This is a genomic window from Paraburkholderia sp. NPDC080076 (assembly GCF_050281145.1).
GTDB lineage: Bacteria > Pseudomonadota > Gammaproteobacteria > Burkholderiales > Burkholderiaceae > Paraburkholderia.
Map to the genome: position 1 here is coordinate 388,093 of NZ_JBNNWQ010000006.1, position 26,945 is coordinate 415,037.

Annotated in this window: 21 protein-coding genes and 3 pseudogenes; 10 read left to right on the forward strand and 14 right to left on the reverse strand. The window is 62.6% G+C overall.

The window, feature by feature from the left end; genetic code table 11:
- The first annotated feature begins 62 nt into the window (after positions 1–62).
- From ACQKRQ_RS25595 to alr, 3 genes are all read left to right on the forward strand, one after another.
- On the forward strand, positions 63–2,186 hold the full coding sequence (locus ACQKRQ_RS25595) for a hydantoinase/oxoprolinase family protein (protein WP_427480228.1): 2,124 nt from the start codon (positions 63–65) through the stop codon (positions 2,184–2,186).
- Entirely contained in the window at positions 2,183–4,033 is a 1,851-nt protein-coding gene (locus tag ACQKRQ_RS25600) for a hydantoinase B/oxoprolinase family protein (RefSeq protein WP_427480229.1), read from the forward strand. The genes ACQKRQ_RS25595 and ACQKRQ_RS25600 overlap by 4 nt, the downstream gene beginning before the upstream one ends.
- Before the next feature lie 62 nt (positions 4,034–4,095).
- The gene (alr, locus tag ACQKRQ_RS25605; protein WP_427480231.1) at positions 4,096–5,250 is read left to right on the forward strand and encodes an alanine racemase; all 1,155 of its coding nucleotides are present in this window, start codon (positions 4,096–4,098) and stop codon (positions 5,248–5,250) included.
- 687 nt (positions 5,251–5,937) lie between these two features.
- On the opposite strand, the gene ACQKRQ_RS25610 is transcribed toward alr, so the two are convergent.
- Positions 5,938–6,855 (reverse strand): sterol desaturase family protein, encoded by a 918-nt coding sequence (locus ACQKRQ_RS25610; protein ID WP_132380034.1) that lies wholly within the window; start codon positions 6,853–6,855, stop codon positions 5,938–5,940.
- Between the two features lie 895 nt (positions 6,856–7,750).
- Positions 7,751–8,137 (reverse strand): potassium channel family protein, encoded by a 387-nt coding sequence (locus ACQKRQ_RS25615; RefSeq protein ID WP_132380933.1) that lies wholly within the window; start codon positions 8,135–8,137, stop codon positions 7,751–7,753.
- 453 nt (positions 8,138–8,590) lie between these two features.
- On the opposite strand from ACQKRQ_RS25615, the pseudogene ACQKRQ_RS25620 reads away from it, so the two are divergent.
- A pseudogene (locus tag ACQKRQ_RS25620) lies at positions 8,591–8,878 on the forward strand (IS6 family transposase); the annotation flags it as partial.
- A gap of 333 nt (positions 8,879–9,211) precedes the next feature.
- On the opposite strand, the gene ACQKRQ_RS25625 reads toward ACQKRQ_RS25620, so the two are convergent.
- Positions 9,212–9,751 carry a DUF4142 domain-containing protein gene (locus ACQKRQ_RS25625; protein ID WP_408290953.1) on the reverse strand — a complete coding sequence of 180 codons (540 nt, stop codon included), beginning with the start codon at positions 9,749–9,751 and terminating at the stop codon, positions 9,212–9,214.
- Positions 9,752–10,113: 362 nt separating this feature from the next.
- Here ACQKRQ_RS25625 and ACQKRQ_RS25630 point away from each other — a divergent pair.
- From ACQKRQ_RS25630 to clcA, 5 genes and pseudogenes are all read left to right on the forward strand, one after another.
- Positions 10,114–10,882, forward strand: a pseudogene (locus ACQKRQ_RS25630) (MGH1-like glycoside hydrolase domain-containing protein); the annotation flags it as partial.
- A gap of 10 nt (positions 10,883–10,892) precedes the next feature.
- A complete protein-coding gene (locus ACQKRQ_RS25635) occupies positions 10,893–12,371 on the forward strand; it encodes an alpha-amylase family glycosyl hydrolase (protein ID WP_427480233.1) in 1,479 nt (492 codons plus the stop codon).
- A gap of 881 nt (positions 12,372–13,252) precedes the next feature.
- A complete protein-coding gene (locus ACQKRQ_RS25640) occupies positions 13,253–13,732 on the forward strand; it encodes a glycine zipper family protein (RefSeq protein WP_427480235.1) in 480 nt (159 codons plus the stop codon).
- A 69-nt stretch (positions 13,733–13,801) separates the two neighbouring features.
- Complete coding sequence (locus tag ACQKRQ_RS25645; protein WP_132380925.1) at positions 13,802–14,200, forward strand: hypothetical protein; 399 nt, start codon at positions 13,802–13,804, stop codon at positions 14,198–14,200.
- 180 nt (positions 14,201–14,380) lie between these two features.
- A complete protein-coding gene (gene clcA / locus ACQKRQ_RS25650; protein WP_427480237.1) occupies positions 14,381–15,703 on the forward strand; it encodes a H(+)/Cl(-) exchange transporter ClcA in 1,323 nt (440 codons plus the stop codon).
- 547 nt (positions 15,704–16,250) lie between these two features.
- Here clcA and ACQKRQ_RS25655 read toward each other — a convergent pair.
- The gene (locus tag ACQKRQ_RS25655) at positions 16,251–17,651 is read right to left on the reverse strand and encodes an FAD-binding oxidoreductase (protein ID WP_427480239.1); all 1,401 of its coding nucleotides are present in this window, start codon (positions 17,649–17,651) and stop codon (positions 16,251–16,253) included.
- Positions 17,652–17,942: 291 nt separating this feature from the next.
- Positions 17,943–18,099, reverse strand: a pseudogene (locus ACQKRQ_RS25660) (ISKra4-like element ISBusp5 family transposase); the annotation flags it as partial.
- A 396-nt stretch (positions 18,100–18,495) separates the two neighbouring features.
- Between ACQKRQ_RS25660 and ACQKRQ_RS25665 the strand changes: the two are divergent.
- Positions 18,496–19,410, forward strand: a complete 915-nt coding sequence (locus ACQKRQ_RS25665; RefSeq protein WP_427480240.1) for a LysR family transcriptional regulator — start codon at positions 18,496–18,498, stop codon at positions 19,408–19,410.
- 11 nt (positions 19,411–19,421) lie between these two features.
- Here ACQKRQ_RS25665 and mdcH read toward each other — a convergent pair whose 3' ends face one another.
- Genes mdcH through mdcA form a run of 9 tightly spaced genes read right to left on the reverse strand, consistent with a single transcriptional unit; the run spans position 19,422 to position 26,794 of the window.
- Complete coding sequence (gene mdcH / locus ACQKRQ_RS25670) at positions 19,422–20,354, reverse strand: malonate decarboxylase subunit epsilon (RefSeq protein WP_427480242.1); 933 nt, start codon at positions 20,352–20,354, stop codon at positions 19,422–19,424.
- Positions 20,351–21,001 (reverse strand): malonate decarboxylase holo-ACP synthase, encoded by a 651-nt coding sequence (locus ACQKRQ_RS25675; RefSeq protein WP_427480244.1) that lies wholly within the window; start codon positions 20,999–21,001, stop codon positions 20,351–20,353. Before ACQKRQ_RS25675 ends, mdcH begins: the two co-directional genes overlap by 4 nt.
- 18 nt (positions 21,002–21,019) lie before the next feature.
- Positions 21,020–21,787, reverse strand: a complete 768-nt coding sequence (madM, locus tag ACQKRQ_RS25680) for a malonate transporter subunit MadM (protein ID WP_132380913.1) — start codon at positions 21,785–21,787, stop codon at positions 21,020–21,022.
- A 14-nt stretch (positions 21,788–21,801) separates the two neighbouring features.
- Positions 21,802–22,197 (reverse strand): malonate transporter subunit MadL, encoded by a 396-nt coding sequence (gene madL, locus ACQKRQ_RS25685; protein WP_132380911.1) that lies wholly within the window; start codon positions 22,195–22,197, stop codon positions 21,802–21,804.
- 59 nt (positions 22,198–22,256) lie between these two features.
- On the reverse strand, positions 22,257–23,072 hold the full coding sequence (gene mdcE / locus ACQKRQ_RS25690; RefSeq protein WP_427480246.1) for a biotin-independent malonate decarboxylase subunit gamma: 816 nt from the start codon (positions 23,070–23,072) through the stop codon (positions 22,257–22,259).
- A complete protein-coding gene (locus tag ACQKRQ_RS25695) occupies positions 23,069–23,920 on the reverse strand; it encodes a biotin-independent malonate decarboxylase subunit beta (protein WP_408181241.1) in 852 nt (283 codons plus the stop codon). Before ACQKRQ_RS25695 ends, mdcE begins: the two co-directional genes overlap by 4 nt.
- Positions 23,921–23,922: 2 nt before the next feature.
- Entirely contained in the window at positions 23,923–24,234 is a 312-nt protein-coding gene (locus ACQKRQ_RS25700) for a malonate decarboxylase subunit delta (protein ID WP_427480249.1), read from the reverse strand.
- Between the two features lie 8 nt (positions 24,235–24,242).
- Entirely contained in the window at positions 24,243–25,133 is an 891-nt protein-coding gene (locus ACQKRQ_RS25705; RefSeq protein ID WP_132380903.1) for a triphosphoribosyl-dephospho-CoA synthase, read from the reverse strand.
- The gene (mdcA, locus tag ACQKRQ_RS25710) at positions 25,133–26,794 is read right to left on the reverse strand and encodes a malonate decarboxylase subunit alpha (RefSeq protein ID WP_427480251.1); all 1,662 of its coding nucleotides are present in this window, start codon (positions 26,792–26,794) and stop codon (positions 25,133–25,135) included. The genes ACQKRQ_RS25705 and mdcA overlap by 1 nt, the downstream gene beginning before the upstream one ends.
- Positions 26,795–26,945: the final 151 nt, after the last annotated feature.

Below are 26,945 nucleotides of genomic sequence, written 5' to 3' on the forward strand. Positions count from 1 at the left end.
GCTTTTACCGGCGCAAACCGGCAGCGCGTTTGCGCCGCATCGACTAACAAGTAAGGTGTGTAATGACTGAAAGACTTTACCGGGCCGGTGTCGATATCGGTGGGACCTTCACTGATATCGTCGTGATCGGCGATGACGGCGTGATTCATACGAGGAAGGTTTCGTCCACGCCTCAGGACTATGGCATCGCGATCGTCGCGGGCTTGCAGGCATTGCTGGCCTCGCTCGACGCGCAACCGCGCCAGATAACCGAACTGGTTCATGCAACCACTGTCGCCACGAATACCGTGCTTGAAGGCAAAGGCGCGCGCACCGCGCTGATCACCACGCGCGGTTTTCGCGACGTGGTCGAGATTGGCCGCCTGCGTGTGCCGATGCTCTACAACCTCGCGTATCAGAAGCCGGAGCCGCTCGCGAAACGCCGGCACCGCTACGAGGTCGACGAGCGGCTATTGGCCGACGGTTCGATCGACACGCCGCTCGACGATGCGCAGGTGCTGGACATCGCGCAACGTATCGCCGACGAGAAAATCGAAGCGGTAGCGATCAGTCTGATTCATGCGTATGCGAATCCCGATCACGAGATCCGTATTCGCGATCTGCTGCGCAACGTGTTGGGGGACGCCGTCTACCTGACCTGCTCGCATGAAATCCTGCCGGAGATCCGCGAATACGAACGCACCAGCACGACCGTCGTCAATGCGTATCTCGGCCCGGTGGTAGTCAGCTATCTGCATTCGCTGATCGACAAGCTACGCGGCATCGGCATGACCGGTCCCGTGCAGATCATGCATTCGAACGGCGGCGTGATGAGCGCGGCCATGGTCATGCAGAAGCCGGCGACGATCATCGAGTCCGGTCCGGCGGCCGGTGTGATCGCGGGCGCCTCGGTGGCGGCCGCGTCGGGTTACGCTGATTGCATTACGGTGGACATGGGTGGCACCACGGCGAAGGCGGCCATCATCGAGAAGGGTGAGCCGGCGCGCACGACCGAGTACGAGGTTGGCGCGGGAATCAACGTCAGCAGCAAGCTCGTGAAGGGCGGCGGCCACGCGGTGAAGCTCCCGTTCATCGACGTCTCGGAGATCGGCGCCGGCGGCGGCAGTCTCGTGCGTATCGACGCGGGCGGCCTCGTCAAGGTCGGCCCGGATTCGGCGGGCTCGGTGCCCGGGCCTGTGTGCTACGACGCGGGCGGCACTATTCCGACGCTCACGGACGCCGTGCTGACGCTTGGCTATCTGAATCCGGAGTTCCTCGCCGGCGGGGAGTTGCGCATCAACCAGCAGAGGTCGCTCGAAGCAATGCGCACGCAGATCGCCGAGCCTACGCACACGGATCTGTACGAAGCCGCCTATGGCGTCTTCTCGATTGCGGCTTCCACGATGACGCGCGCAGTGAAAGCCGTGTCGACGTATCGTGGCCGCGACCCGCGCGAGTTCGCCTTGTTCGCCTTCGGCGGCAACGGGCCGGTCATTGTCCACGCGATCGCCGAATTGCTCGACATGAAGACGGTGATCGTGCCGCCGAGCCCTGGCGTGTTCAGCGCGCTCGGCCTGCTGTTCTCGTCGACGCAACATGAATTCATGCAGACGATGTTCCGCCGCCTCGATCACTCCGCCGCGATGGAGTTGGGTAATGTTCTCGAAGACCTGGTGGCACGCGCCACTGCGGATATGACGGCCGAGGGCAATACCTTCGACGATATCGCCGTGACATGTGCGCTGGATTTGCGCTACACGGGTCAGGCTTACGAGTTGACTGTGCCGATCGAATGGCGTGCCGGTCAGCCGCTCGACATCGCGCCGATTGCTGCCGCGTTTCATGCGGAACACGAACGCACCTACGGGCACGCGTCCGCGGACGAGGTTATCGAGCTCGTCAATCTGCGCGCGGTCGGTTCGCTGCGCTCGCAGAAAGACCGCGCCTACGACGCGCAACGCGCCGGTGGCAGCCGGGCGAGCTCGCCAGGCACGCGCGTGCCGGTGCCGCGCCGGGCGTATTTCGGCAAGACCCACGGTTTTATCGACACCCCGGTGATCTCGCGCGCCGATTTGCGCGCCGCGCCGATGAGCGGCCCGTTGATTGTCGAAGAGTACGACTCGACCTGCGTCGTGCCGCCGAATGCCGGCGCGCGCGTCGATGCCCACGAAAACATTGTCATCACGTTTCTGGAGCAATCCGCATGAATACCCAGCAGGCCGCCTCGGCGGGCACCGATGCCATCACACTCGAAATCGTCAAGAACGCGCTCGGCTCGATCGCTGACGAAATGGCGCTTGTCGTGCTGCGCACTGCCTATTCGCCGATCGTGCGCGATTCGATGGACTTCTCCACCGCGGTGTTCGACCGCGCCGGCCGCGTGATCGCGCAGGGCCTGACCTTGCCGATTCACCTCGGCGCGTTTCCGGCCGCGATGGATAACGTAGTGAGCCGCTTCGGCACGGCCGGCAAGCTCGGCGACATCTACATCATGAACGACCCCTACACGTCGGGCGGCATGCATCTGCCGGACGTGTATCTGATTCAGCCGGTTTTTTACGAGTCGCGTATCGAAGGCTATGTTGCGACCATCGTCCACCACGCCGATATCGGCGGCATGGCGCCGGGCAGCATGGCGATCGGCGCGACGGAAATCTATCAGGAAGGTCTGCGGATTCCGTTGATGAAGCTGTGCGATGCAGGCGCTGTCAACGACGCGCTCGTCACGCTGCTGGAGACGAACTCGCGCATGCCGGGTCAATTGCGCGGCGATCTGCGCGCGCAGGTGGCCTCGTGCAAGGCCGGTGAGCGGGGGCTTGTTCAGTTGCTCGACAAATACGGCGCGGACGGTTTCGGACGGCTGGTCGAAGCGCTGCACGATTACGCGGAGCGCCTGACGCGTCAGGCCATCGGCACGATGCCGAATGGTGAATACCGTTACGAGGATTTCATCGACGGTCTGGGCGATATGCCCGTGCCGATCGCGTTTCGCGTCAAGGTCACCGTGGCGGACGACACGGTCAGCATCGACTGGACTGGGACTGACGCGCAGGTGCAGGGCGCGATCAACGGTCCGTTCGCGACCACGCAATCGGTCGCGTACGCGGCGGTGCGTTGTGCGATTGGTGTCGATGTGCCGAACTGTGAGGGGTTTTCGCGGCCCGTGCACGTGTACGCGGAAAGCGGCTCGATTGTGAATCCGGTGGAACCGGCGGCATGCGCGGCGCGCGGGATCATCGCTTACCGCATGTTCGATGTGTTGCAAGGCGCATTCGCGCAGATCGTGCCGGATACGATACCGGCGCTGGGTGAAGGCGGTCCGTCGGTCGTGTCGATTTCGGGCCGTAGCTCGGATGGCAAGGGCGGCGGGCGCGGCAACTGGTTGATTACCGACGGCGTTCTCGGCAGTTGGGGCGGTGGTCGTACCGACGGTTGCGAAGGCATTGCGAATCCACTCGGCAATCTGTCGAACCAGCCGGTCGAATTGATCGAGGCGCGTCTGCCGCTCAAGATCACCGAGTATGGATTCGTTACCAACTCCGGCGGCGCGGGCCGGCATCGCGGTGGCCTTGCAATGCGCCGCGCTTATGAATTGCGCAGCGACCACGCGTTGCTCGGACTGCGCTCGGACCGGCGCGCACATCGGCCGTCGGGCTCGCACGGCGGCCTGAGCGGATCACCGTCGCTCAATCTGCTGACCCGCGACGGTCAATGCACGTTGCTGCCGACCATGCCGAGCACGGTGACCGCACTTCGCAACGGCGATCGTTTCTGCCATATCGCGGCGGGCGGCGCAGGTCATGGCGATCCGTTGACACGTTCGCCGCAGGCCGTGCGCGAGGACGTGCTTGACGATCGCATCACGGAGCAGCTGGCGCGTGAAGTGTACGGCGTCGTGCTAGAAGGCGCGGGGCGCGGCGTTGATGAGCACCGCACCGCCGAGATGCGGGGGCTTCTCCAGACGCTTTCCTGGCAGGAGCGCGTCGCGAGGCAGGAGGCTCTGTTTCTGCAATCGACCGGAGCCGATGCTACGGCTATCGGCAAACTACTCTGACCACGACAGGGGCTTTGACTATGTCCGCTTCAATCCCTAGGTCAGTCCTCGATACTCAACGTGTGCGCTTGCTGCGTCCCAGTTGGGCCGAGCTCGACTATGGCGCCATCGCCGCGAATCTGGCCGTCGCGCGTGAACAGGTGGGACGAATCACGAAAATCTACTTCGTTTGCAAGGGCGACGGATTCGGGTTCGGTGCCGCGAAGGTTGCGCAGTTGGCGGCGCAAGCGGGTGTCGATGGCTTTTGCGTCGGTAGTCCGGAAGAGGGCGTCGCGATTCGCAACGCGGGCGTCGATCGCGACATTCTGCTGTTTGCCTCGACCTTGCCGGAGGATGCGGCGCAGGTTGCCGCGTTGGGACTGACGGTGACGATCCAGAGTCACGAAAGTCTGCGCGCGTTTGTCGATGCCGGCGTGGCGGTCGATGCATTCCTCGAGATCGACCCGGGCTTCGGGCGCTTCGGTTTTCTGCCGTCGCAATGGCAAGCCGCGTTCGAGGCACTGCGCGCTCAGTCGACAGTGCGGCTCAAAGGCGTGTACACGCATCTGAGTTCGCCGGAGAGCGATGACGTGACGCGTAATCAGGCCGGCGTGTTCGATGCCGCGCTGGCCGACGCACGCGCAACGGGATTCGATAACGTCACGACGATGCTGGCGAGTTCACGGGTGATGCTCGCGCATCCGCATCTGGCGTATCAGGCCGTCGACCCTGGTCGGCTTCTCTACGGAGCGCTCGACGCGGACTGGATGGCGCGTGCGCCGCTGCGGCCGATGTTGCGCGCGGTACGTGGGCGCATCATTCACGTTCAGGAGCATCCGGCTGGATCGGTCCTGGGGATTGGCTATGCGGAACCGATCCGGCTAGAACGCCGTGTGCGGATCGGTGTCGTGCCGATCGGTTTCTGGGATGGACTGAATCACGTGCCGCCGCTTGGCCGCGTGATAGTGCATGGACAGGAGGCTTGTATTCTCGGGCGCCGTTCGTTCCAGCATACCGTGGTCGACATCACGGAGAATGAGCAGGCCCGGACTGGAAGTGTCGTGACGTTGCTGGGACAGGACGGCGACCAGACGATAACGATCGACGAACTGGCAGCATGGCTGCGGCTGCCCGTCATGGAACTGATTCCGCGGTTAGTGAGGAGCTTGCCTCACGTTGACACCGAAGTGATGGATGTGCCGGGCAATGACCGACGTGTCTGTCGCTCATCAAACTGACTCGAATGGCCGTTGTGCATTAGAACCTGCGGACGAAGGCGCGTTGACTCGAATGACGGCATTGGCCGATGACCGGGCAGCAGGGCCAAAGGCGAATGACCGCTGCGCCTCCGGACGAAACGAAAGGCGGCCCTGGAGCCATGTGGCGAGGAAAGGGGTGAGACGGGTCGGTCGGCCGCGTCGATATTGCCAATGCCGTGATAACCGGCCGTGTCGCCGCAACCGCTTCTTGGCATTAGTTGTGGAATCGGCAGGGCCGGGCGGCGTCCCCGGATTCTCGGCAATTCCGGTTGTTCATGCCTTGCTCGACGTAGTTGTTTCGCAGCGACCGTTTTCGTGCAGTCTCGAATCGTCAATGGCGATCCGTACTCGAAATAGAGCGGGGTGATTGCTCCACGCTCGCACCGACATCAAGAACGAACCGTTCCGGCTGTGCCGACCTTCGAGGCAACAAGGAAACCTGTTGCGACGACAGACCTATTTTCGGAGAAGGCGCTGACGCTGAGTTTGCTGCGCGGTCGCCCAACTGCGGTTTTCTGAATCCTGTCGTGGTCGAACGCGACCCACACGCCTGAGTAATGGCTGATCAAGGTTGGACCAGGCGACTTCCACCACCTTGATGTCAGCCATCTTGCCATTGCTTTCTGACAGTTCCTTCTGGGTGACCAGGCGTCAGTGGACGTATGGTCAGCCATTGGCCACTTTGCGTTCGCCACAAGGCGCCTTGTTCCTGCGGCGCAGTTCATCCGTGGTTTCGCCGCCGCCGTCCGGCAGCCAGCCAGGCGGCTGGAGAATGTGATTGATCGCCGTCCACACGTTCTTTGCCTTCACTACGTCCCGCACCAGTGTCGCCCAGTGCTCGAACTCGACGACGAACGGATTGCGCGAGGTGGTCGGCGTGACGAGACCGTAACGGCAAGGTTCGTCGGCGCGCTCCTCAACGTAGGTGCCGAACAGCCGGTCGAAGATAATCAATACGCCACCGTAGTTCGCATCCAGATAATCGACATTCGATGCATGGTGCACGCGGTGCGAGGATGGCGTATTGAAAACATACTCAAGCCAGCCGAGCTTCGGAATCCACGTGGTATGCAGCCAGAATTGATACATGAGGTTGATGAAGAGCGTCAGCAGTACGACTTCAGGACGCACGCCGAGCCATACGAGCGGCGCGAAGAAGATCGCCGAGCCCGACAGCTTGCCCGTCACGCCGAGCCGGTACGCGGTGGAAAGGGTCAACTGGTTAGGCGAGTGGTGCACCGCATGCGTCGCCCAGAAGAACCGGATGCGATGCGACGCCCGGTGATACCAGTAGTAGCAGAATTCCTGGCCGATGAAGAGCGTGAGCACCATCAGAGCGCTGTTCAGTTCTACGGTGAAGATGCGATGCTCCCATGCCAGGGCAAATATGGGGGTTGCGAGCGAGAGCGGCAGCAGCGCGAGCAGCTTGCGCCCGACAACATCGGCGAGCGAAAGCCACACTTCGTGCCATGCGAACGGCGTGTCGGTTATGCGATTTTTCCGGCTAAGCCAGACAGCTTCGACCAGCGACACGGCGATGACGAAAGCTGTGACGTAAAGCGTGAATTTTCCAAGTGATTCCATGACGATGCCCTAACGGTAGTGGCGGAAGCTATCGTCTGCGGTGAAAGGGTGTGTCAGTGCGTCGCATCCGATACGGACAGATTAGCCATGGGCGCCATAACAGTCTATGTGGAAGTTATTTCACCGTATGTCGTGGGACGTGGAGCCTTGCCACTCGATGAAAGTCGGGCTCAGACACATGGAGCCTGGTTCTTTGACACGGTAGTGACAGTTACAGGACCGCACGGTGTCAAAAGGGCAGGTCGAACTGTGCCGTCGGAACCGTAGCTGGCGTCGCGCCAGGCATCCTCATCAGGGAGCGGCGAGCGCGCTTCGCTTTGTCTGAAGCGGCGAGCAGCGCACCCGCGTCGACCAGCGATTGGGTTGGCGCGGACCGAAGGGCTGAACAACGTGAAAACTCTGACCGGTTACATCTTCCCGGGCGATGTCATGTGATGCACACCTGCGGCTTCACCTTCAGCCGGTCTACGGCGATTGGGATGAAACGGACACCTTCGAAATATGTCAGCTAGAACGTCCCTATCACAATCTGGAACCTGAGAACGTCGGCCCGTCACTCTCTGAAGGAAAAGACTTGTTGTCCAGCACTGCTCGCTGTGCTTTATAGACTGGTCTTTGGGTCCGGACGACTTTATGTCATTTGACAGCCGGCGCGACCGAATTGATGCCGACGGGCATGAAATATCGACTGGACAAGATGTATTGGGACCAGCACGAGTTCGCCGTACACATCCTGTCCTCGCGGACGAGGGCCAGGCGCCGGGCAAGCTGAACCGCGACTTTGGGCTTGCCGTCCCCCGACGGCCTTGAACTTGATGACGTGAATGACACCCCAGGCCGAGGAACGCCCTTGGTCTTGGGCAATGCTTAGGTGAAGCCCGTCGAGTCCTCATATCTAGCCTGGCCGGAGGCCAGCCCGCTGGGCAGCCACCTGAATACCGTAAACAGTCGAGCCAGTAATTACCCCCGTCATCAACACGCCGATGAAAGCAAGCAAAACCGCGATGATCCGACCAAGCGTAGTGGTCGGCACGACGTCGCCGTAGCCGATGGTCAGCGCAGTGACCGCGCAAAAATAGAACGTCTCGCCCAGAGATGACTGCGTACGTGTGACCGTGTTGACGGCCCCTCCAACGTAATACATCGCGATCGACAGAAAGAAGAAAAGCACGACCAGAATGGCCAGAATGCGGCGCAGGTGCCAGAGGACCTTGGCAACCTCAGCAGCCGCAGTACGCGGCGAGATCTTGGCGTGAAGGTTGTCCTCGTTGCCACTATCCATGTCTCTTAAGCCTGTCAGGTTGATTCGGGCTCTCTTTGAGACAGAGCCGCGTCTACAGAACCAACATAAAACGTTGTGTCCGGCGGAGATATTGCATGTTTACGTAATCCGAGGCAAGTTCGGGTGTCTGCCGTCGTGGCTGAACAAGCGTCGAGCGCCAACAGCCTCGCTGGATTCATTGCATATACATGTAATAGCCGTTCTTCGCCAAGCCAACTATCATCGGGAGTTCGGGACTTGGAACCGTTCAGTTTGTCGATACGGCTTGGCGATTGCACTGCGGACCTCGATGTGACCGCAGTCCGGATGACCGTCCTGCCGGGCAATTCACGGTAACCGGTTCAGCAACTCGTCCTGGAGAAACGATATGGCTTCGAAAGGGAAGTGTCTGTGGCTCTGTCGAGTTAACGCGGTGTAGTAGATTCGGTCAGACCGTAACGCATGACGAGCATGATGGCAAAGACGAGGATGCCACTTAAGGCACTGCCCGCTGGCATTGGCAAGGTACTGAAGCGACTGCACTATCCATTGGACTTGATTCAGCTGTGTGTGCGCTGGTATGTGGCGTACTCGCTGAGCCTGCGCAACCTCGAAGAGATGATGGCCGAACGGGGCGTTGAGGTGGATCGTTCGAGCGTGCACCGCTGGGTCATCAAGCTCGTGCCGTTGTTCGAAAAGGCGTTTCGACGGCACAAGCGAGCGGTTGGCAAGAACTGGAGGATGGACGAAATCTCAGTGCGCAGATCAAAAACGCCATGCAGTACGGCACTTTGTGTGCCACGTCGGGCCTTCAACGTCCCTTGTGTGCATGTTGGTCAGCACGGCGTCGTCCTGCGCTTAGTCAGTCGTGTCGAGCAGTGAGTTCGCGTTGTGGTAGAAAAGCCGCGCTAGCAGAATTAATGGGCACGATTTGCGCTCCAACGGACATCATTAGCAGAATTTGCGACCTTCAGCATTTGTGAACACCAACAATTGGAGCGTCAATGTCGCCGTCGAGGAAGCTATCTGATAAGGATAACTACTTTCTGACTAGGCAAACAGCCGACGCTCGTCAACTTGACAAGGCCGTACAGATCATCGACGAAACCCCGGCCGTTCCAGTGTCAGTTGCAATCGTTGAGCCTGGTCCAGATGAAAAATGAACGACGGGCGAGACTGGACGAGCAGTGTCTTCAGTTCCATGCTGGTCGTGGTCCGAATGAAGGTGTCTACCGTTTTGACCAGCTGATGCAGGACAATGACCTCGCGATCGAGGTAAGTCTGGTCGAAATCGTAAATTCCGACTTCGTTAAGCCTTGCGAGGTCATCGTAGCTCTGCCGCGTCAGCGCATCGCTGATCTTGCTTCGTTGTGGAGTCGCTCCGAGTCTCTGCAGCAATTCGGCGGTTTCCTGAATGACCTGTCCATGCTCGTCAACCATCCGGCTCGCGAAGCTTTGCACGCCTCTCAACCGAGTTCTGCGCAAGGCTATTTGCCCTGCCGCGATTTCCGCCTGATTCGCCACAAGGATGATGCCGACGATCTGTGCATTGGTCAGCCCGTCATCCTGACCAAATGCGCAAATGGATGATGCGAGGAGCAGCAACAGCGCTCCAGCGGTACATTTGACGTTCATTGCTCACCTGAAACTTGTGTTCCGGTCGTTGACGCACCGTTCAAGCCGCACGTCGGCAGCACAGTTGACATGCTATACCGGCGAGCCGACGAGTGCACCAGACGAACAAAGCACGCCACGCGAGTTGCCCGCAGCTTCCAGAGCTCGGCTCCAGCCGGCGCAGGCAATCAGGGCTGCGATGAGAAGAGGCAGGTTTCTCTTCTCAACGACCGGGTCCGTGGCGTCTGCGGAAAGGGCGCGCCGTTTTGCGGGCAGCCCCGCCGCCATGGAGTTATGCTGAACGGTCGATTCAGGTCAGCGCGACAGGATCTGCCGCAATAGTTCCAGCGCTTTCATTTCGTCAAGACGACCGGTTCGTGCCTTATCCGAAGCTGATGGAGCTGATTGCGCAGTTTCGAAAACGCTACCCCGCGCTGGTTGCCCATGTGGCTCCGACCGACGCGGGTTTCATCGGCCATAGGGAACGGAGACTTCTATCGATTCTCAACAAGCGGAAACTCGAGCGCGTGCTCGGTTACCTGCTCGATGAGAACGAGTTCCTGAGGCCGCACGGCATTCGTTAGCTTTCTCGCTATCACCTGGAACATCCGTTCGTGCTTCACGTCGCTGGACCGGAGTATAAGGTGCAGTAGCTGCCGGCCGAATCGAATACCGGCATGTTCGGTGGCAACTCGAACTGGCGCGGCCTTGTGTGGATGCCAGTTAATCTGCTGATCGTCCGGGCGCTGATGAATTTATACAATTTTTTTTGGCGATGACTTCAAGGTTCAATGTCCGACCGGGACGGGTCCGCACATGACGCTGTTCGAGGTAGCGCAGGAGCTTGTCCGTCGGCTGACGGGTACGTTTCTGCGCGATGCCGACGGGCCACGGCCCGTCTACGGCGGGGCGGCCAGATTCCAGGACGATCCGCATTGGCGCGACCTGATCCTGTTTTACGAGTACTTCCACGGTGACAATGGTGCTGGCCTTGGGGCCAGCCACCAGACAGGCTGGACGGGCCTCGTCGCCCCTCTCCTGGACCGGTTTGGGCGTGTCGATGCGCAAACTATACTGGAGACCGAACGCGCCCGTGTGATAGCGGGGATCGTAAGGGGGCAGGTGGGCGGAGAAGGGATCGGCGAGAAGTAAAGGAGAGGATATGTTCGACTTACGCTACCCGGCGCTGTACCAGATCAACACCCGCGTCTGGCTGACCGGGTTGTCTCGCGTGCTGGGGAGGAGCGCGACGCTGGACGATATTCCGGATGCCGAACTGGATCGCCTTGCCGAGTTGGGCTTTGACTGGATCTGGTTGCTGAGCGTCTGGCAGACCGGCCCCGCAGCGCAGGCGATCTCGCGTGCGAATCCCGAATGGCGTCGCGAATTCGCCGAAACGATACCGGACCTCTGCGACGAAGACATCGCCGGCTCCGGGTTCGCCATCCAGAGCTACACCGTCCATCGCGATCTGGGCGGCGCCGGGGCGCTCGCCCGATTGCGGCAGCGTCTGCAGCAACGCGGACTGAAGCTGATGCTCGATTTCGTGCCGAATCACATGGCGCCGGATCACGACTGGATCGATGAGCATCCGGACTACTTCGTCCACGGGAGCGAGGCGGACCTGGCTCGCTCACCGCGCAACTACTGCCGGGTGCAGACAAGGAACGGTCCGCTGGTGCTTGCCCACGGCCGGGATCCATACTTCGACGGATGGCCCGATACGTTGCAGCTCAACTACGGCAATCCGGAGTCACAGCAGGCGATGATCGCCGAGCTGCAAAGAATCGCAGGGCAATGCGACGGCGTGCGATGCGACATGGCCATGCTGGTCTTGCCCGACGTGTTCGAACGCACCTGGAACATTCGCGCCGATCCCTTCTGGCCGAAGGCCATCGAATCCGTGAAGCGCAAGCATCCGCAGTTCCTGTTCATGGCGGAGGTCTATTGGGACCTGGAATGGACGATGCAGCAGCAGGGCTTCGATTACGCCTATGACAAGCAGATGTATGACCGCCTCCGCGATGCGCACGCACGGTCGGTGCGCGAGCATCTGCACGCCGGGCTCGATTACCAGGACAAGCTGGCCCGCTTTCTGGAAAACCACGACGAGCCCCGGACCGCGGCGGCCTTCGAACCCAGCAGGCACGAGGCAGGCGCCGTCATCACGTTTCTTTCGCCTGGTCTGCGCTTCTTTCACCAAGGCCAGTTCGAGGGCTGCAGGAAACGCATCTCGCCGCACCTGGTCCGGTCGCCACAGGAGCCTATCGACGCAGCGTTGCAGGCGTTCTACGAGAGCCTGTTGGCGGTGCTGCGTCAGCCCGTCTTTCGGGACGGCGCGTGGAACCTGCTCGAATGCGTGCCGGCGTGGGAGGGCAACTGGACCTCCGATTGTTTCATCGCGTGGTCCTGGCAACGAGCCGACGGCGAACGGCGGGTCGTTGCCGTCAACTACGCCGACAACAAGAGCCAGTGTTACGTGCGGCTGCCGTTTCCCGACATGGCCGGCCGCACGGTGCGGATGAAGGACATCATGGGGCCTGCCAGTTTTGATCGCGACGGCAACGATCTCATTTCACGCGGTCTTTACCTGGATCTGCCACCATGGAGCTACCACGTCTTCGAAATGACCGCATCGTGAAGGCGCGCACGACGCCAGGCGTGAGAGCATTGCAACCCGAGCTGTAACCCGTTGGCGAAACCGGGGCAACTCCAGCTCCACCCGTCGCGACGAGCCCACGGCGCCATTGCGTTATTACGGGCCGCGACCGCGACGGTCTGTAAATTTCCACCGATGCGTGTCGTTAACCCACGCGACCATGCGAGTTTGGTTGACCATTGTGCAGCAAGTGGAACCGACAACGTGATCCCATAGCGAGTACTGCTTTGCAGAGCTTGGTTCTCGACGCCATCGATCATTGTCCGGCCGCCCGTGAGATACGTAACGTCCGCGGCAATCCACAGTCCGGGCCGCCAGCCGAATCGATCCGACCGTGTCGGGGAAAACCACACTACGCCTCAAGATCCGCGTCGCGAGCCGCATACTGGCGGCATATCCTGGAAGGCTGTGTTCACATTTGCGACGGTGCCAAATGCGCAGGCAAGCGATGCAACACGAGATAGCTGTCGGCGAGCTTGTCATATCGAGTGGAGACGCGGCGAAAATGTTTGATGCGGTTGAAGCGATATTGGACCAAAGTTCAATTGCCTTTTAACGCAAACGAGATCAATACTCCTTTCAGCCATCATGAGTTGCGAACCGTCGTCTGCTCATCGACCAATGCTTGTCTCATATTCGCAATGGCCCAGCGTCGTGCGCGCCAGGCGGATCTCGAAGACGAGTCAACGATTTTGAGAAACCTCGGGCCGCAAGAGATACGTCGCGGCAAGGAAGTGGCGGGCCGATCGGGACGGTGGTGACGTGCACGGTTCCGGTTTCGGCTTTGCGCCTTGACGGCGTGTTCACCGCCGTCGATAGGCGGGTCGGCGAATATTCGAAAGCATTTTTTGGGGCTTTTCGCAATGCAACGAATTGTTCGACTTTCGATCGGCCTGGCGATCTCGTCGCTGGCAATTGCGGCAGCGGCGCAGCAGCCCATCATTTATCCCGCCCGGGGGCAGAGCCCGGAACGCCAGCGAACGGACACCGCAGAATGCCAGGCGTGGGCTCAGCAAACCACCGGCGTCAATCCTGTCGCGCTCGCGCAGCAGATGGCGAGCAGCCCGCCACCACCCTCGCAGCAAGGCCACTTGTTCCGCGGCGCCGCGGGCGGTGCGTTGTTCGGCACGCTGATAGGCGGCGCCGCTGGCGGCCATTGGGGCGAGGGAGCGGGAATCGGCGCACTCGTCGGAACGATGGGGAGCGGCATGCGGATGCGGCGCGAACAACAGCAAGCGGCCATGGAGCAGGGAAGCATGCAGCAACAGGCGTCGAGTCAGCTTTCGATATATAACCGTGCGGTGGGAGCGTGCATGACCGGCCGTGGCTACACAGTCGAGTAGTCACTGGCGCTGGTGATCCAGTCCATCGAGCGCTTGCTCGCTGATTCACGACAGGCAGGAGTAGCAGCTATGTTGAAGACACTGCGGACAAGCACCCTCGCGATCCTCGTTTGCTCGACGCCGTCATGGGTGCTCGGCGCAGACTTCGACGGCAGCAAGCCGCTGTTGTGCGCCACTATCGATGCGCATTTCTGCGGCGTCGGGGAGGTTTGCTATCGAACGGTGCCGGCGGTCCTTGGCGCGCCGCAATTCATCCGCATCAACTTCGCCAAAAAAGCCGTGATCGGGTCGCAGCGCACCACCGAGATCCGGCACATGGAGCCGAGCGAGGGCCAGTTGCTCCTTCAAGGCACCGAGCTGGGCTACGGCTGGAGCATTGCACTCGATACCAGGACGGGCAGCATGTCCACGACCCTCGTCAACCGTGAAGACGTGTTCGTGCTCTTCGGCGCCTGTACGCCGTCGTAGCTCGCTCGCGGCTCCGGATGCCGCGCCAATCGCGTCGCGCGGGAGGCACGAACCCGGATCGCCCCGGCGCCGATGTCGCACTTCGAGCACCGGCTTCCGCTGTCGTCATGGAAACGGCCACATGCCAGCGTCATCGGAGATTCTCCGTTGCACGTGCTCCTAATCGGACATGCGTAGATCATGAACAGCGAGGATGTCGAGAAGCAGCACGCAGAGCTCGTCGCGCTCGCCATCGTTTCGCTCATCGCGGGCGCGGCCTGCGGAGCGCTGGGAACGCTTTTCCGGCTCTCGCTCGGACGAGCGGACCAGGCGCGCGACGTGTTCATCGCGTGGGCGCGCTCCGGGCATGCGGTCGTTGGCTTCGTCCTCGTGCTGCTCGCCGCGTCGGCATCGACCGCACTTGCGGCGTGGCTCGTCAGGCGTTTCGCGCCGGAGGCGAGCGGCAGCGGCATCCCTCACGTCGAATCCGTGCTGAACGGCGACCAACCCACCGCGCCCCTGGCGCTCATCCCGGTGAAGTTCGTGGGCGGCGTGCTCGCCATCGGCGCCGGGCTCGCGCTGGGCCGCGAAGGTCCCACGGTCCAAATGGGCGCCTCGATCGCTCATTGGCTCGGTACACTCTTTCGCCGCAATGCGGACGACTGCCGGGTCCTGCTCGCGGCGGGCGCCGGTGCCGGACTTGCGACGGCATTCAATGCACCGATCGCCGGCGCGGTATTCGTACTCGAGGAACTGGTGCGCCGCTTCGAGACGCGTACGACCATCGCGGCACTCGGCGCATCGGCCGGCGCAATCGCGGTGGCGCGCTTGATGCACGGCGACTCGCCGGACTTTCAGTTCGCGGCGCAGCCTTTCCCGGGCTTCGGCACGGTGCCGGCGCACCTCGCCCTCGGCGTCGTCGTCGGGCTGCTGGGCGCCGCCTATTGCCGCGCAATACTCCTCGCGCTCGCCGCCTCCGACCGGCTTGCACGCTGGCCGGTCGAAACGCGCGCGGCGCTTGTCGGCGCAGCGGTAGGACTGCTCGCGTGGCTTGCACCGGACCTGGTGGGCGGCGGCGACGCGGTCACACAGCGCGCCCTCGTGGGCACAGGCGCGCTTTCCGGCATCGCGCTCACGCTCCTGATCCGCTTCGGGCTGGGTGCCGTGTCATATGCAGCGAATACCCCGGGCGGACTGTTTGCGCCGATGCTCGTGCTCGGCGCACAAACGGGCCTCGCGTTCGGCCGGATCTGCACGCACTGGTTCCCCGGGGTGGCCGCTGATCCGACCGCGTTCACCGTGGTAGCGATGGCGGCCATTTTCGCGGCCGTCGTGCGCGCGCCGATTACCGGCATCGTCCTCGCCACTGAAATGACGGGGAGTTTCACCCTACTGTTACCGATGCTCACCGCATGTTTCAGCGCGATGATCGTTCCCATCTTGCTGCGCTGTCCGCCGATCTACGATTCGCTGGGCGAGCGCCTTCCGCATAAAAGCGGGCACCCAGGGAAACCTGCGCAATGATGGACCCGTCGGTGAGTTGGCGCTTTCACTGTGGGTATTGACCTGGGTTGCGAGTCCGTACCGGACGCGACGACGCTGCGATTCCGGACACGGGCAGCAGGCCTCGTGCCCAATCATCGGTGCGTTGCTGTACTACCAGATGCGCAACGTGCGCGTCATCGCGGAAGCCCGTGGGCAGCGCGCGATGATCGAATCGCTCGACGCAACGAATGCAGGACATTCATCAGCACGGTCAAAGCGGGCAGCCCGCGCGAATTAGGCGCCCAGCTATTCTGAACTTGGCCTGCATCGCGGCCCATCTCTCAGTCAACCTTCGTTTCACACATTAACAGTGCGTGCGGGTCGGATATTGGCCAATTCCCCGCAGGGAGGGCGTGTCCATTCCATCTCGGCCGGTCAGCGACTGCCCGGCTTGCCTGCGTTACGCCGAGCTTCGCTGGATCGTGTCGTAATAGGTGCGGACTGTTTTCTCGTACGGCGAAGGAGCGATGCCGCCACGCCTGCGCGGTGCTTCGCAACGGGCGGCCTGCACGACCGGTAGACTGACTCATCCCCCCGGCGCGTCCGCGGGCGGCGCAGGCGCGATGTTCTGGTTCAGCCGGAACAGGTTCGTCGGGTCGTACTGCGCTTTGATCGCGCCGAGCCGCCCGAGCTTGGTTCCATACGCCGCCTGCAATCCTGCGAAGCCCTCGTCGCCGCCGAGATAGTTTACGTACGCACCCGGCGCCCTGTACGGCCCGAGTGCGTCAAGCAGCTCACGCGTCCACGCAATGTTCCGTTCGCTATCCTTTGCATCGGACCATGCAGACGTTACCACGATATTCCACGGCCAGTTGCGATGCCCGAACGCGGTCGCCGATTCGGGAACGCGGCTCCATGCGCTGTTGCCATAGTTCTCCAGGACGATCACGGTATGCCGTGACGGGACATGCGCGAAACGATCGACCACGATGTCGATGGCCGCGTCGTCGAGCGCCTTGAAGTAGCTCGATTTCCAGTAACTGTGCAGGCCCGGCGGCCACAGGAAGTCCGCCATGCGCTGCGCATCGTTGTATGGCGTGGGTGCGAACTTGTCGACAAGGGGCGGCCCGTATTCGCGCAATCGCCGTAGGATTTTCTCGCCTTCTTCCACCGGCCCGGCGTAGACGCCACCCAGACCAGCGACCGGGGCGCCACGCATCGGTGGAGGCAGTGAAGGATCGTCCGGCATGTGGAACAGAAGCGCGCCTAGCGTCGATTCGTCCGGTGCTTCCGCTTCGAGATCGCGCCATCTGCGGATTGCACCCGCCGCTGCACCGGCGGGATGGAGCACAATGCCAGCGAGCACCGTTCCGGCCGCGTGCACCTTGAATTCGAACGAAGTCACCACACCAAAGTTGCCTCCGCCGCCGCGTATCGCCCAGAACAGATCCTCATTCTCGTGGCTGCTGGCCTTCACCCTGCGACCGTCGGCGAGCACGACCTCGGCGCCCAGCAGATTGTCAAGCGCAAGGCCATGCTTGCGAACGAGCCAGCCGAGGCCACCGCCCAGCGTCAGTCCAGCCACGCCGGTGATTGACACGAAGCCGCCCGTGGCGGCAAGGCCATACGGCTGGAGCGCGTCATTGACTTCGCCCCAATTGCAACCGCTTTCCGCACGCACGGTGCGCGCCGACGGATCTACCGTGATGGCTTTCATGTGCGACAGATCGACCACGACGCCGTCGTTGCATACGGCATATCCGGCGACGTTGTGACCGGTGCTGCGTACGGCAAGCGGCAGGTTGTGCTTGCGCGCGAGCACCACAACCCTTGCCACGTCGTCCGCGTCGACGCAGCGCGCGATCAGCACAGGGCGCTTGTCAATCGAGACATTGAAGACGGCACGCGCCTCATCGTAATCCGGATCCTCAGACTGAATGAGCTCACCCCGAAAGCCGGATTGCCGAATTTCAGAAGAATTGATCATCGCATCCTCCTTCGGCGACTTGCTAATCAATCAGTACGCCTATGTGGGCGTCAAGCGCTACATAAAACACCGCGAAGTCCCGTGCCGATGACGCATACAGAGTGCATTCGAAAAAATGGACAACTCACGATTTCTAGTCGTAACTGTGGCCCAATGCGGCCCAGCTTCACTCTAGGAAAATGTAAGCCGCATATCAAGGTTCGCGACAGGATTAGGGCGGCTGAACCCATAGTCGTTCAATCAGCACTTAAGACGTACAACATCCAGGACCGCAAGTGTTGATGGAAGTCGTTAAAAACCCCGGGACGTTCTCTGCCAGGTCCACGTAACACGTCGTTGTCCAATCCACGGAAACTGTCGCCGAGCGAGTTCGTCAAATTCTTGGTTCAACAGCGACGCGCAGTTGCACGACGCTGTGTGCTCCCACTCGACTCCAGCGCCGCTTCTGAATACACCGGGTGAAGCGCAAGACTTGAATTTTCACCGAGGCTAACTATCCGCTGCCCAGGTTATTTGATCTGTTGATGGCGCGCGGGTTACGTTACGAAAACGAAGACCAGCCGCGCGAGCCGAATCGAAGCGCGTGGCTTGACATGCGACGAAGCCGTTCGGGGCATTACTTATGAAGCCATTCGGAGCAGACGCAGTGCCCGACATCGAATTAATGAAGCGAGAAAGTCGCGTTTTCGAAGCCGGAGCAAACTTTTTTGGCCTAAGCCATTTTCCGAGGTTCTTGACATCAGCAATGCCCGCCCGCTTGTCGCGAAGAATGCGGGGTTATCGCTACTTGTCCAGCGGTCTCATGCGCCGATAATTGTCAATTTTGACCATCCCCCGGATCGAAATGCGCGACCGAATCGACGATGAGATCACCTTTCGCAAGCTGGAAGTCCTGCTCGCATTCATGGAGACCGGAAACCTGTCGAAGGCGGCCGAGGCGCTGAACGTGAGCACGGTCAGCGTGCATCGAGCGCTGCACTCGCTCGAACAGGGCGTACGATGTGCGCTGTTCCGGCATGAAGGCCGCAACCTCAGGTCGACGGAAGCGGCGCAAATGCTCGCCGATGTGGCACAGGAGGTGCTCACTCTGATGTCCGCCGGCATTCACGCGACCCGTGAGGCGGCGGGGTATTCGTCGGACCGGCTGAAGATCGGCTCGCTGTACTCGCTGACCATCAGGACCGTGCCTGACATCGTCGTCGACATCAAGGTGCGGCGGCCGACGCTCCAGGTCGAACTCGTGCTCGGTTCGAATGCCGAACTGCTCGACAAGCTGAAACAGGGCACCGTCGATGCGGCCCTGATGGCCTTGCCGGACGGCGAGCCCGAAGTCGATTCCATCCCGCTTTTCGAAGACGACATCTTTTTCGCGGCGCCTGCCAATTCACGATACGCGAACCAGGAGGCGGTCGACTTGCGGGACTGCCGCGACGAGACTTTCGTTTCCCTCGGCGAGGGCTTCGTGACATATCGAGGCTTTATGGAGGCATTTCGCGTCGCGGACTTCACGCCGAAGGTGACCATGAAAGTCGGCGATATTTTTTCGCTGATGAACCTTGTGAGCGGCGGGGTCGGGTATACGCTATTACCAGGCCGCGTGCGTGGCGTGTTCGGCGACAAGGTGCAATTCATTCCTCTCAAGCCGCAATACCTGATGCGCCAGTCAATCGGTGTCAGCTTTCTGCACGCACGCGAGCGCGACCCGAACCTGTTGGCGCTGATGGCCGTCTGCCGTCTTTGCACGAGAAGAGCTGGCTGAGGTTTCGGCCCTCACTCGCGCAGCCGTTCCCGCTCGATCAGTGCGCCAAGGTCCGGCAGCGCCGTCTCGCTGCAACTCACCGCGATCCCCTCTGTGAGAATCGCGCTGCTCAACCGGGTCAGCACGTTGGCCGGCGGCATCTCGACGGCGAGGCGTGCGCCTCGTTCCCACGCAAGCCTCACGGTGTCATGCCAGCGCACCTGCCGCGCCATGTTGCCTGCAAGATCGGCCGCGATGCGTGGGCCGTCAAAAAGCGGGCGTGCAATGTTGCTGCTCAGATACACGATACGAGGCGCGCGTACGGTGATCTGGCCAAAGGCATCGGCGAGCGCCACCGCGGGTGCGTCGAGCAAAGCGCAATGCGAAGGAGTCGCCACGTCGAGACGCTCGCAGCGTTGCGCCCCGTATTCGATCGCAAGCGTCGTAAGGCGGTGCATGGCAGCATCGCTTCCTGCAACGACCATCTGCGTTTCTGCGTTAATGTTCGCAAGGAACACGGGCGTGGCCTCGCTGTTCACTTGCGCGATCAGTCGTTCGAGCGCCCGCTGCGTCATGCCGATGATCGCAGTCATGCCGTAGCCGCTCGGGTAGGCGCGTTCCATCAAGTGGCCGCGCAACTCGACGAGCTTCACGGCGTCGGCGTATTGAAGCGCGCCCGCGATCACGGCGGCCGGATAGGCGCCGATCGAAAGCCCCGCCACCATGTCGGGTTCGTAGCCGCCGGCGCTCATCACGCGTGCCTGAGCGACGCCCGCGATCAAGACGCAAAGTTGCACCGCGACGGTGGAGCGCAGCGAATCAGTGTCGTCGAGCGATGTGACGTCGTAGCCCAACGTGTCGCTCGCTTCCTGCAGTGTTCGAGCGACTTCGGCGTGAGACGGGAGCGCATGCAACATGCCCGGGCGCTGCGAGCCCTGACCGGGGAATGTGAACAGTACGCTCATGATGCGTCGTCAACCCAGGGATCCGATACGAGCAAGGGTCCATGCCCCGTCTTCAGCAGAACGCGATCCGCGTTGCCGGCCCATTCCGCGAGCGCGAACCCGCCGTGGCCTGTGTCGACCTGCATGTCGATGCGCGCGGGCGACGCTTGCAGCAACGCGAGAAGCGAGCGGGCTTCGCCGCGCGGTAGCGGCTTCGATGCGCGCAGCAGCAGATCGAGGTCGCTGTCCTGCCGTAGCGTGCTCACGCCGCTCGCAAGCGCAAAGCCGACGCTGCCGGTGATGCCCCACGCCAACCGAAGCCGGTCGAGTTCTGGCGCGATGCGACTCAGTGCGCGCACGCAGGGCAGCGTCGCGAGTGCCGCGTTGGTCCGCCAGGCGCGGCCTTTGGCGAGCGCCTCTGGCGTGACGCTGAGACGAATGCGCTCGCGCGCCACGTGAGCGGCGAACCGCTCACTGCGTGCACGACCGCGAAGCCCGACCGGCACCACGCCCTGCTCGCTGACCGTTTCGCGCCGCATGACCACCGGCGCGTGCGAAAGCCACTCGCGCGATGCCCATCCAGGTACTTCCGATGTCGAACGAAGGTCCTCCCGCTCACTGATCCACAGGAGGTCGTGCGGGCGAAGCGGTTCGTGAGAGGTAGACAAGAGGATTCTCCCGGGCCATCAAGCGTCCATCAAAGCCTTAGTCGCAAAGAACAACAGCGAAGGTCCGAGCAGGCAGCCGACGCCCGTATGGAACGTCGCGATCAGCGCCCCGTAAGGCACGAGCCGACGATCGGTCGCGGCGAGCCCCGCGCTCACACCGCTCACCGTGCCCGCCAGGCCGCCGAAGATCATCGCGGAGCGCGGCGTCTTCAGTCCCATGAAACCGGCCGCGAGCGGCGTGCCGATCATCACGATGATCGCCTTGATGAGGCCCGTCGCGATGCTGAGCGCGATCACATCCGAGCTCGCGCCGATCGCCGCGCCCGTCACCGGTCCCACGATATACGTGACCGCGCCCGCGCCAATGGTCGTCATGCTGACAGCATCGGTGTAGCCGAACGCATGCGCGATACTTGCGCCGACGATGAACGGCAGCACGGTCCCGAGCAGCAGCGACACCACGCCAATGAGTCCCGCCTTACGCGCCTCGGTGGCCTGCACCTCGAACGCGGTCGCGACGATCGCGAAGTCGCGCAGCATCGCGCCGCCCATCAGACCGATGCCGGTAAAGAGCGGCAGGTCGGCGATACCTTTTTGCCCGCCTGTGAAGGCGCCGCCGACATAGGCGAGCGCGAGGCCGATCACGATGGCGATTGCCGAGCCGTGCACGCGGCCGAAGGTCAGCTTGCGCGAAATCAGCGACGACACCCACATGATGAGGCCCACCAGCGCGAACGCAGTGACGAGGCCGTTCTGAATCAGATTTTTATCGAGAATTTGCAACATGACTGACTCCTGATTCAGATTTCTTCAAGATGCGGAGCGTTCACGAACGACGTGCTATCGCGACCGGTGCGGGAAAGAACGGCGATGCAGCATGCGCAGACGGCCGCAGCCCCCAATGCCGAAAGCAGTGCGACGGGGCCGCCTTTGAGCGCGGCCACGACGTTCTGGTTAGCCGCCATCGCGACGACGACGGGAATGTACATGGCGCCCCAGAAGCCGACGCCAAATTCGGTTTCCTTCGGCAGCAGTCCCTTCTTTTGCAGATAGAGCTTCAGGAAAATCAGCAGCAGCATCGCAATGCCGACGCCGCCGACGTTCGTCTTCACGCCGATCGCGACGCCGAGCAGGTCGCCGAGGAAGAGTCCCGCGAGATGGCAGAACGCGAGAAGTGCAGTTCCATAGATGATCATTTCATGTCTCCTGTAATACCTTTATTGGCTTCTGACGAGCCGGTGCGAGAAGTGAAGCTCTACCGCCATTGCTCCCGCAGCTTGCGGCGAACCGTCGCGGAGGTCGCGCGGTGCTCGCTGCCGAGCCGACTTTCCAGACCGCGAGACGGGTCGTTGCGGATGTCGTCGAAAGCGGCTTGCAGCGCCTTCTCGACGGTGGTCTGATCGGCGTTGGTCGGCGCATCGGCGTTGGTTACGCTCAGGAGTTTCCAGAGCAGCCCGAGCGATGCGTAGTTGTCGATGTCGTAGGCCATCGGCGGGACGCGCGCCGTGAACGCTTCGAGATCGGCGACCGAGCGGAGCGTGACCCGCGCCGCCGATTCCTTGCCCATCGCGTGGACCATGACCTTCGGATCGGCGAGTGCGATGAGGCGGTTGGCCTGATAGCCGTGCGCGAGAAACGCCCCCGACATCGCGCGCCCGACGATCAGCCCGATCACCGGATGGCCCGCAAGACGCGCGCTGGCGTAAGCATCGGCGGCGGCGGCGAGCGCCTGGTGGATGCCGTACGCTTCCTCGCGCCGGCCGTACGCCTGGCTCGCCACGTCGATCACCGCGACGATCGCGCGCTTTTCTCCACGCTTGCTATCCGCATCGACGACCTCACGAACCGCGCGCGCCACTTCCCATCCTTCGACGAGACCGACCTCGCCGCCGCGTGCCCGCGGGAACGGATTGTCCGGATCGGGCACCACGGCGATGAAGCGCGCGGGATGGTCGCCCAACCGCGCATCGGCGACCCGCACCGAAGGCGGATAACCGGCCTGCAGCGGCGCGCTGTAAGTGAGCGCGTCGAGCCAGACTGCGCCGCGCTTCGAAAGCTCTTGTGTGCTCATAACTGAAACCCCTTGCCGTAGATGGCGGCCGCCTGCTCCGGCGTGGCCTGCACGCCCGGATCGACCTCGGAAAGCCGCGTCAGAAAACCCGCGACGCGCTCGCTGCGGCATGCCTCGGGCCGCCCCGCGCGAAAGCGTTCGATGACGGCCGCGCGGATCGCGTCGGCGTCGTCGGCGACGTAGTCGTCGACGAGTCCCGTGCGATGCCGCTGCTCGCAGCCGGTGAAGCTCCAGATCATCGGACGGTCGCGCGAATCGAATTCGGCGATGCCCGCTTCCTGTTCGATGACCGCCGGGCCGTTGAGGCCCAGGCGCGCTTCGCGGGTGCCGATCAGATAGCTGCACAGTCCCGCCGCGATCGACATGCCCCCATAGCAGCCGATCGGCCCGGCCGTGATGCCGATCACCGGCTGGTAGCGCCGCAAGTCGACGATGCCTGCGTGAATTTCCGCGATCGCGGCGAGCCCGAGATTGGCTTCCTGCAAGCGCACGCCGCCCGTTTCGAAGAGGATGACGGCGCGCGTCGGGATGCCTTTGCGGTTGTCCTCGGCGGCGAGTTCGAGGCTGCCCGCGATCTTCGCCGCCGACACCTCGCCCATGCTGCCGCCCTGGAATCCGCCATCGATGCCAAGCACGACGGCTGGCTGCCCGTCGATGGTTCCCTTCGCGACTACCATGCCGTCGTCGGCCTGCGTCACGATGCCTTGGCGCATGAGCCACGGCGACGTGATGCGCTGGAACGGATCGATCAGTTCGCTGAAGGTGCCTTCATCGAGCAGCTTCTTCGCGCGGCTGCGCGCGTCGAGCTCAATGAAGCTCTGGCGTTCGAGCAGTTGCTGTGTATCCATGATCATCGCGCTCCGCCGGTTGATTTCAGTTGTTCGAAGACCTGCCCGATGCGCATCTGCACGACCCCCGGCGTCGCGCCCGAGTCGTTGATTTCGAGCTTCGCGGCGGGGAGCGACCCATCGCCGAAGATGCGTTCGAGCACGGCCTGCCAGAGGCGGCCCTTGCCGTCGACGGAAGTCGTGACGCTCACGAGGGTGCGGTGCGCCGTGTTCGCTTCGAGCAGCACTTCGAGGTCGCCCGAGGCGACGACGCCCGCGAGCGCGCGGCCTTGTACGGGTTGCCCCGCCGGGAATTCAAGGACGATGGTTTCCATGTGTGTTCCTATGTGTTCGACGTATGAGCGGCTTCGCGTTGAAGCCGGTCGAGAAAGAGCGTGGCGGCGAGCAGGTCGGCGGCTCCCCCGGGCGATACGTGCAGTTCGACGAGACGGCGGTCGAGCGCCTTCAGTTCGCGGCGCCCCGCGAGCGCCGCGGCGCCGCCTTGCTCCAGAACGCTCCGCGCGCCGTCCTGCATCTCGGCGAGCGCGTCGGGTCCGCCGCGCGCGAGCACACAGGTGTCGTCGAGGCTCGCCATCACGGCGAGCAGCGCGTTCAGGCGCGCGGCCGTTTCGCTGTCGCCGCGCATGCGCGAACGCACGAGTTCCGGCAGCGCGACGTCCACGACGTGCGGAAAGCCGGCCTGCGCCTGTCCGCGCGCGCCGCCGACGTTGTAGTCGAGGCACGCCTGCTCGCCCTTGTTGCCGGTCAGCGCGGGCGCGTGGCGATCCTGCACGCGCGCAATCGATCCGGCGCGTGCGGCGACTGCCCCCGGCGCGAGGTCCGCCGGTTCACGCGCTGCGCCGGTCACGAGCAGCCCGAGCGCCCAGATCGCGCCGCGATGCGTATTCACGCCGCCGGTCGCATCGAGCATGCGCGCTTCGCCAACGCGCCCGATTACGCCGATGCGCTCACGCAGCGCGAGCAGCGGTTGCGTTTCGATGCCTGCACGCGCCAGTTCGACGAACGTCGGCTGCAATGCGAGTGCCGATGCGCACATCAGTTTCCAGTCGAGATCGAGATGCGCGCCGCGGCTGTGGATATCGACGAGTCCGGGCTTCGGCGCGAGCGTGACTTCGTCAATCAGCGCTTCCACCACATGCGCGCCGAAACGGTCGGCCAGGTCCGGCGCCTGACGCAACGGCCGCGCCGCGTTCATTGCGAGGTTTTCGCGCATTACCAGCTCCGAAAGCGTGCGGGCGGCTCGTACAGCCCGTCCGACCAGTCGACGATATCCGCCATGCTCTTCGCGGCGAGCAGCGACCGGCTCGCTTCGCTGCGGTGGATGCCGAGGTCCTCGGGCAGCGCGACGAAGCCATCGCGGCGCAGCGCCGCGAGCTTGCCTGCGTCGCTCCTGAGACCGATCGGCGTGACGCCCGAGACGGCCGCGATCATCTCCTTGCGATGGTCGAGCGAGCGCGCCTTGTAGAGATACGCGATGCCTTCCTCGGTCAGCACGTGCGTGACATCGTCGCCGTAGATCATCACGGGCGCGAGCGGCATGCCGGATTCGCGGCCGACCTCGACGGCGTCGATCGATTCGACGATGGTCGGCTGGCCGCCCGCCTGGAACGTCTCGACCATCTGCACGACGAGCTTGCGGCCGCGCTCCAGCGGGCTGTCCGTCTGCAGCAGATCGAGCCACGCGGGCGTCGCGTGGCGCCGGCCGTGCGGATCGTGGCCCATGTTGGGCGCGCCGCCGAAGCCGGTGAGCCGCCCGTGCGTCACCGTCGACGAGTTGCCTTCTCCATCCATCTGCAGCGTAGAGCCGATGAACATGTCCACCGCGTATTGCCCCGCGAGCTGGCACATCGTGCGATTGGAGCGCATCGAGCCGTCGTGGCCGGTGAAGAAGATGTCGGGCCTTTGCGCGACGTAGGCTTCCATGCCGAGTTCGCCGCCGAAGCAGTGCACGCTGTCGACCCAGCCGGTTTCGATCGCGGGGATCAGCGTCGGATGTGGATTGAGTGTCCAGTGGCGGCAGATCTTGCCCTTGAGACCCAGCTTCTCGCCGTAGGTTGGCAGGATCAGTTCGATCGCGGCCGTATTGAAGCCGATGCCGTGATTGAGCGACTGAACCTGATGCTTCTCGTAGATGCCGCGAATCGCCATCATCGCCATCAGCACCTGGATCGGCGTGATGAGGCGCGGATCGCGCGTGAAGAGCGGCTCGATGAAGAACGGCTTGTCGGCCTGCACCACGAAATCGATCCACGAGCCGGGGATATCGACGCGCGGCAAGTCCTTCGGATCGTCGACGATCTCGTTGACCTGTGCGATCACGATGCCGTCGCGAAACGCGGCGGCTTCGACGAGCGACGGCGTGTCTTCGGTGCTCGGACCCGTGTAGAGATTGCCTTCGCGATCCGCCTTGTAGCCGGCGCACAGCACGACGTTCGGCGTGAGGTCCACGTAGAGCCGCGCATAGAGTTCGATGTAGGTATGGATCGCGCCGATTTCGAGGATGCCGTCCTGCAGGAACTGCGAGATGCGCAGGCTCTGCGCGCCGGCATACGCGAAGTCGAGCTTTCTGGCGATGCCGCGCTCGAAGAGATCGAGATGCTCGGCGCGGCTCACGCTCGGAATGATGAGATGCAGGTCGTGGACGACTTCCGGATCGACCTTCGCGAGGGAACGCGACAGGAAATCCGCCTGTTTCTGGTTGTTGCCCTCGACGACCACGCGGTCGCCCGGGGCGACGAGCGCTTGCAGGACATCGACGATGCGCTCGGTGGGTAGCACCATGCCATCCGCGATCGATGCAACCTGCGCGAGGCGGCGATGTTTTTCCGCACGGCGCGTGGCCCAGCGGGATTGGGTCTGACTTTGACTGGACATGTGGACTCTCGCTCAAGACATGAGGCAAGTCTAGGGAGCGAGGTGCACTGGTTCAATGACGCTTGGGACGCGTCTGTTATCCCAAGGGTAATGATCATTCGACGTGAACGCTGAAACCGTGACAGAACGGGGCAGGGAGCTTAACCGCGTC

Bases quoted from the DNA above. Each gene is read 5' to 3' on its own strand.
- ACQKRQ_RS25640 (WP_427480235.1), top strand. From the start codon at position 13,253: ATGCAACGAATTGTTCGACTTTCGATCGGCCTGGCGATCTCGTCGCTG.
- ACQKRQ_RS25645 (WP_132380925.1), top strand. From the start codon at position 13,802: ATGTTGAAGACACTGCGGACAAGCACCCTCGCGATCCTCGTTTGCTCG.
- ACQKRQ_RS25665 (WP_427480240.1), top strand. From the start codon at position 18,496: ATGCGCGACCGAATCGACGATGAGATCACCTTTCGCAAGCTGGAAGTC.
- ACQKRQ_RS25695 (WP_408181241.1), bottom strand. From the start codon at position 23,920: ATGGATACACAGCAACTGCTCGAACGCCAGAGCTTCATTGAGCTCGAC.
- ACQKRQ_RS25595 (WP_427480228.1), top strand. From the start codon at position 63: ATGACTGAAAGACTTTACCGGGCCGGTGTCGATATCGGTGGGACCTTC.
- madL (WP_132380911.1), bottom strand. From the start codon at position 22,197: ATGATCATCTATGGAACTGCACTTCTCGCGTTCTGCCATCTCGCGGGA.
- mdcE (WP_427480246.1), bottom strand. From the start codon at position 23,072: ATGAGCACACAAGAGCTTTCGAAGCGCGGCGCAGTCTGGCTCGACGCG.
- ACQKRQ_RS25615 (WP_132380933.1), bottom strand. From the start codon at position 8,137: ATGGATAGTGGCAACGAGGACAACCTTCACGCCAAGATCTCGCCGCGT.
- ACQKRQ_RS25600 (WP_427480229.1), top strand. From the start codon at position 2,183: ATGAATACCCAGCAGGCCGCCTCGGCGGGCACCGATGCCATCACACTC.
- ACQKRQ_RS25655 (WP_427480239.1), bottom strand. From the start codon at position 17,651: ATGATCAATTCTTCTGAAATTCGGCAATCCGGCTTTCGGGGTGAGCTC.
- clcA (WP_427480237.1), top strand. From the start codon at position 14,381: ATGAACAGCGAGGATGTCGAGAAGCAGCACGCAGAGCTCGTCGCGCTC.
- ACQKRQ_RS25635 (WP_427480233.1), top strand. From the start codon at position 10,893: ATGTTCGACTTACGCTACCCGGCGCTGTACCAGATCAACACCCGCGTC.
- madM (WP_132380913.1), bottom strand. From the start codon at position 21,787: ATGTTGCAAATTCTCGATAAAAATCTGATTCAGAACGGCCTCGTCACT.
- mdcA (WP_427480251.1), bottom strand. From the start codon at position 26,794: ATGTCCAGTCAAAGTCAGACCCAATCCCGCTGGGCCACGCGCCGTGCG.
- mdcH (WP_427480242.1), bottom strand. From the start codon at position 20,354: ATGAGCGTACTGTTCACATTCCCCGGTCAGGGCTCGCAGCGCCCGGGC.
- ACQKRQ_RS25705 (WP_132380903.1), bottom strand. From the start codon at position 25,133: ATGCGCGAAAACCTCGCAATGAACGCGGCGCGGCCGTTGCGTCAGGCG.
- ACQKRQ_RS25610 (WP_132380034.1), bottom strand. From the start codon at position 6,855: ATGGAATCACTTGGAAAATTCACGCTTTACGTCACAGCTTTCGTCATC.
- ACQKRQ_RS25625 (WP_408290953.1), bottom strand. From the start codon at position 9,751: ATGAACGTCAAATGTACCGCTGGAGCGCTGTTGCTGCTCCTCGCATCA.
- ACQKRQ_RS25700 (WP_427480249.1), bottom strand. From the start codon at position 24,234: ATGGAAACCATCGTCCTTGAATTCCCGGCGGGGCAACCCGTACAAGGC.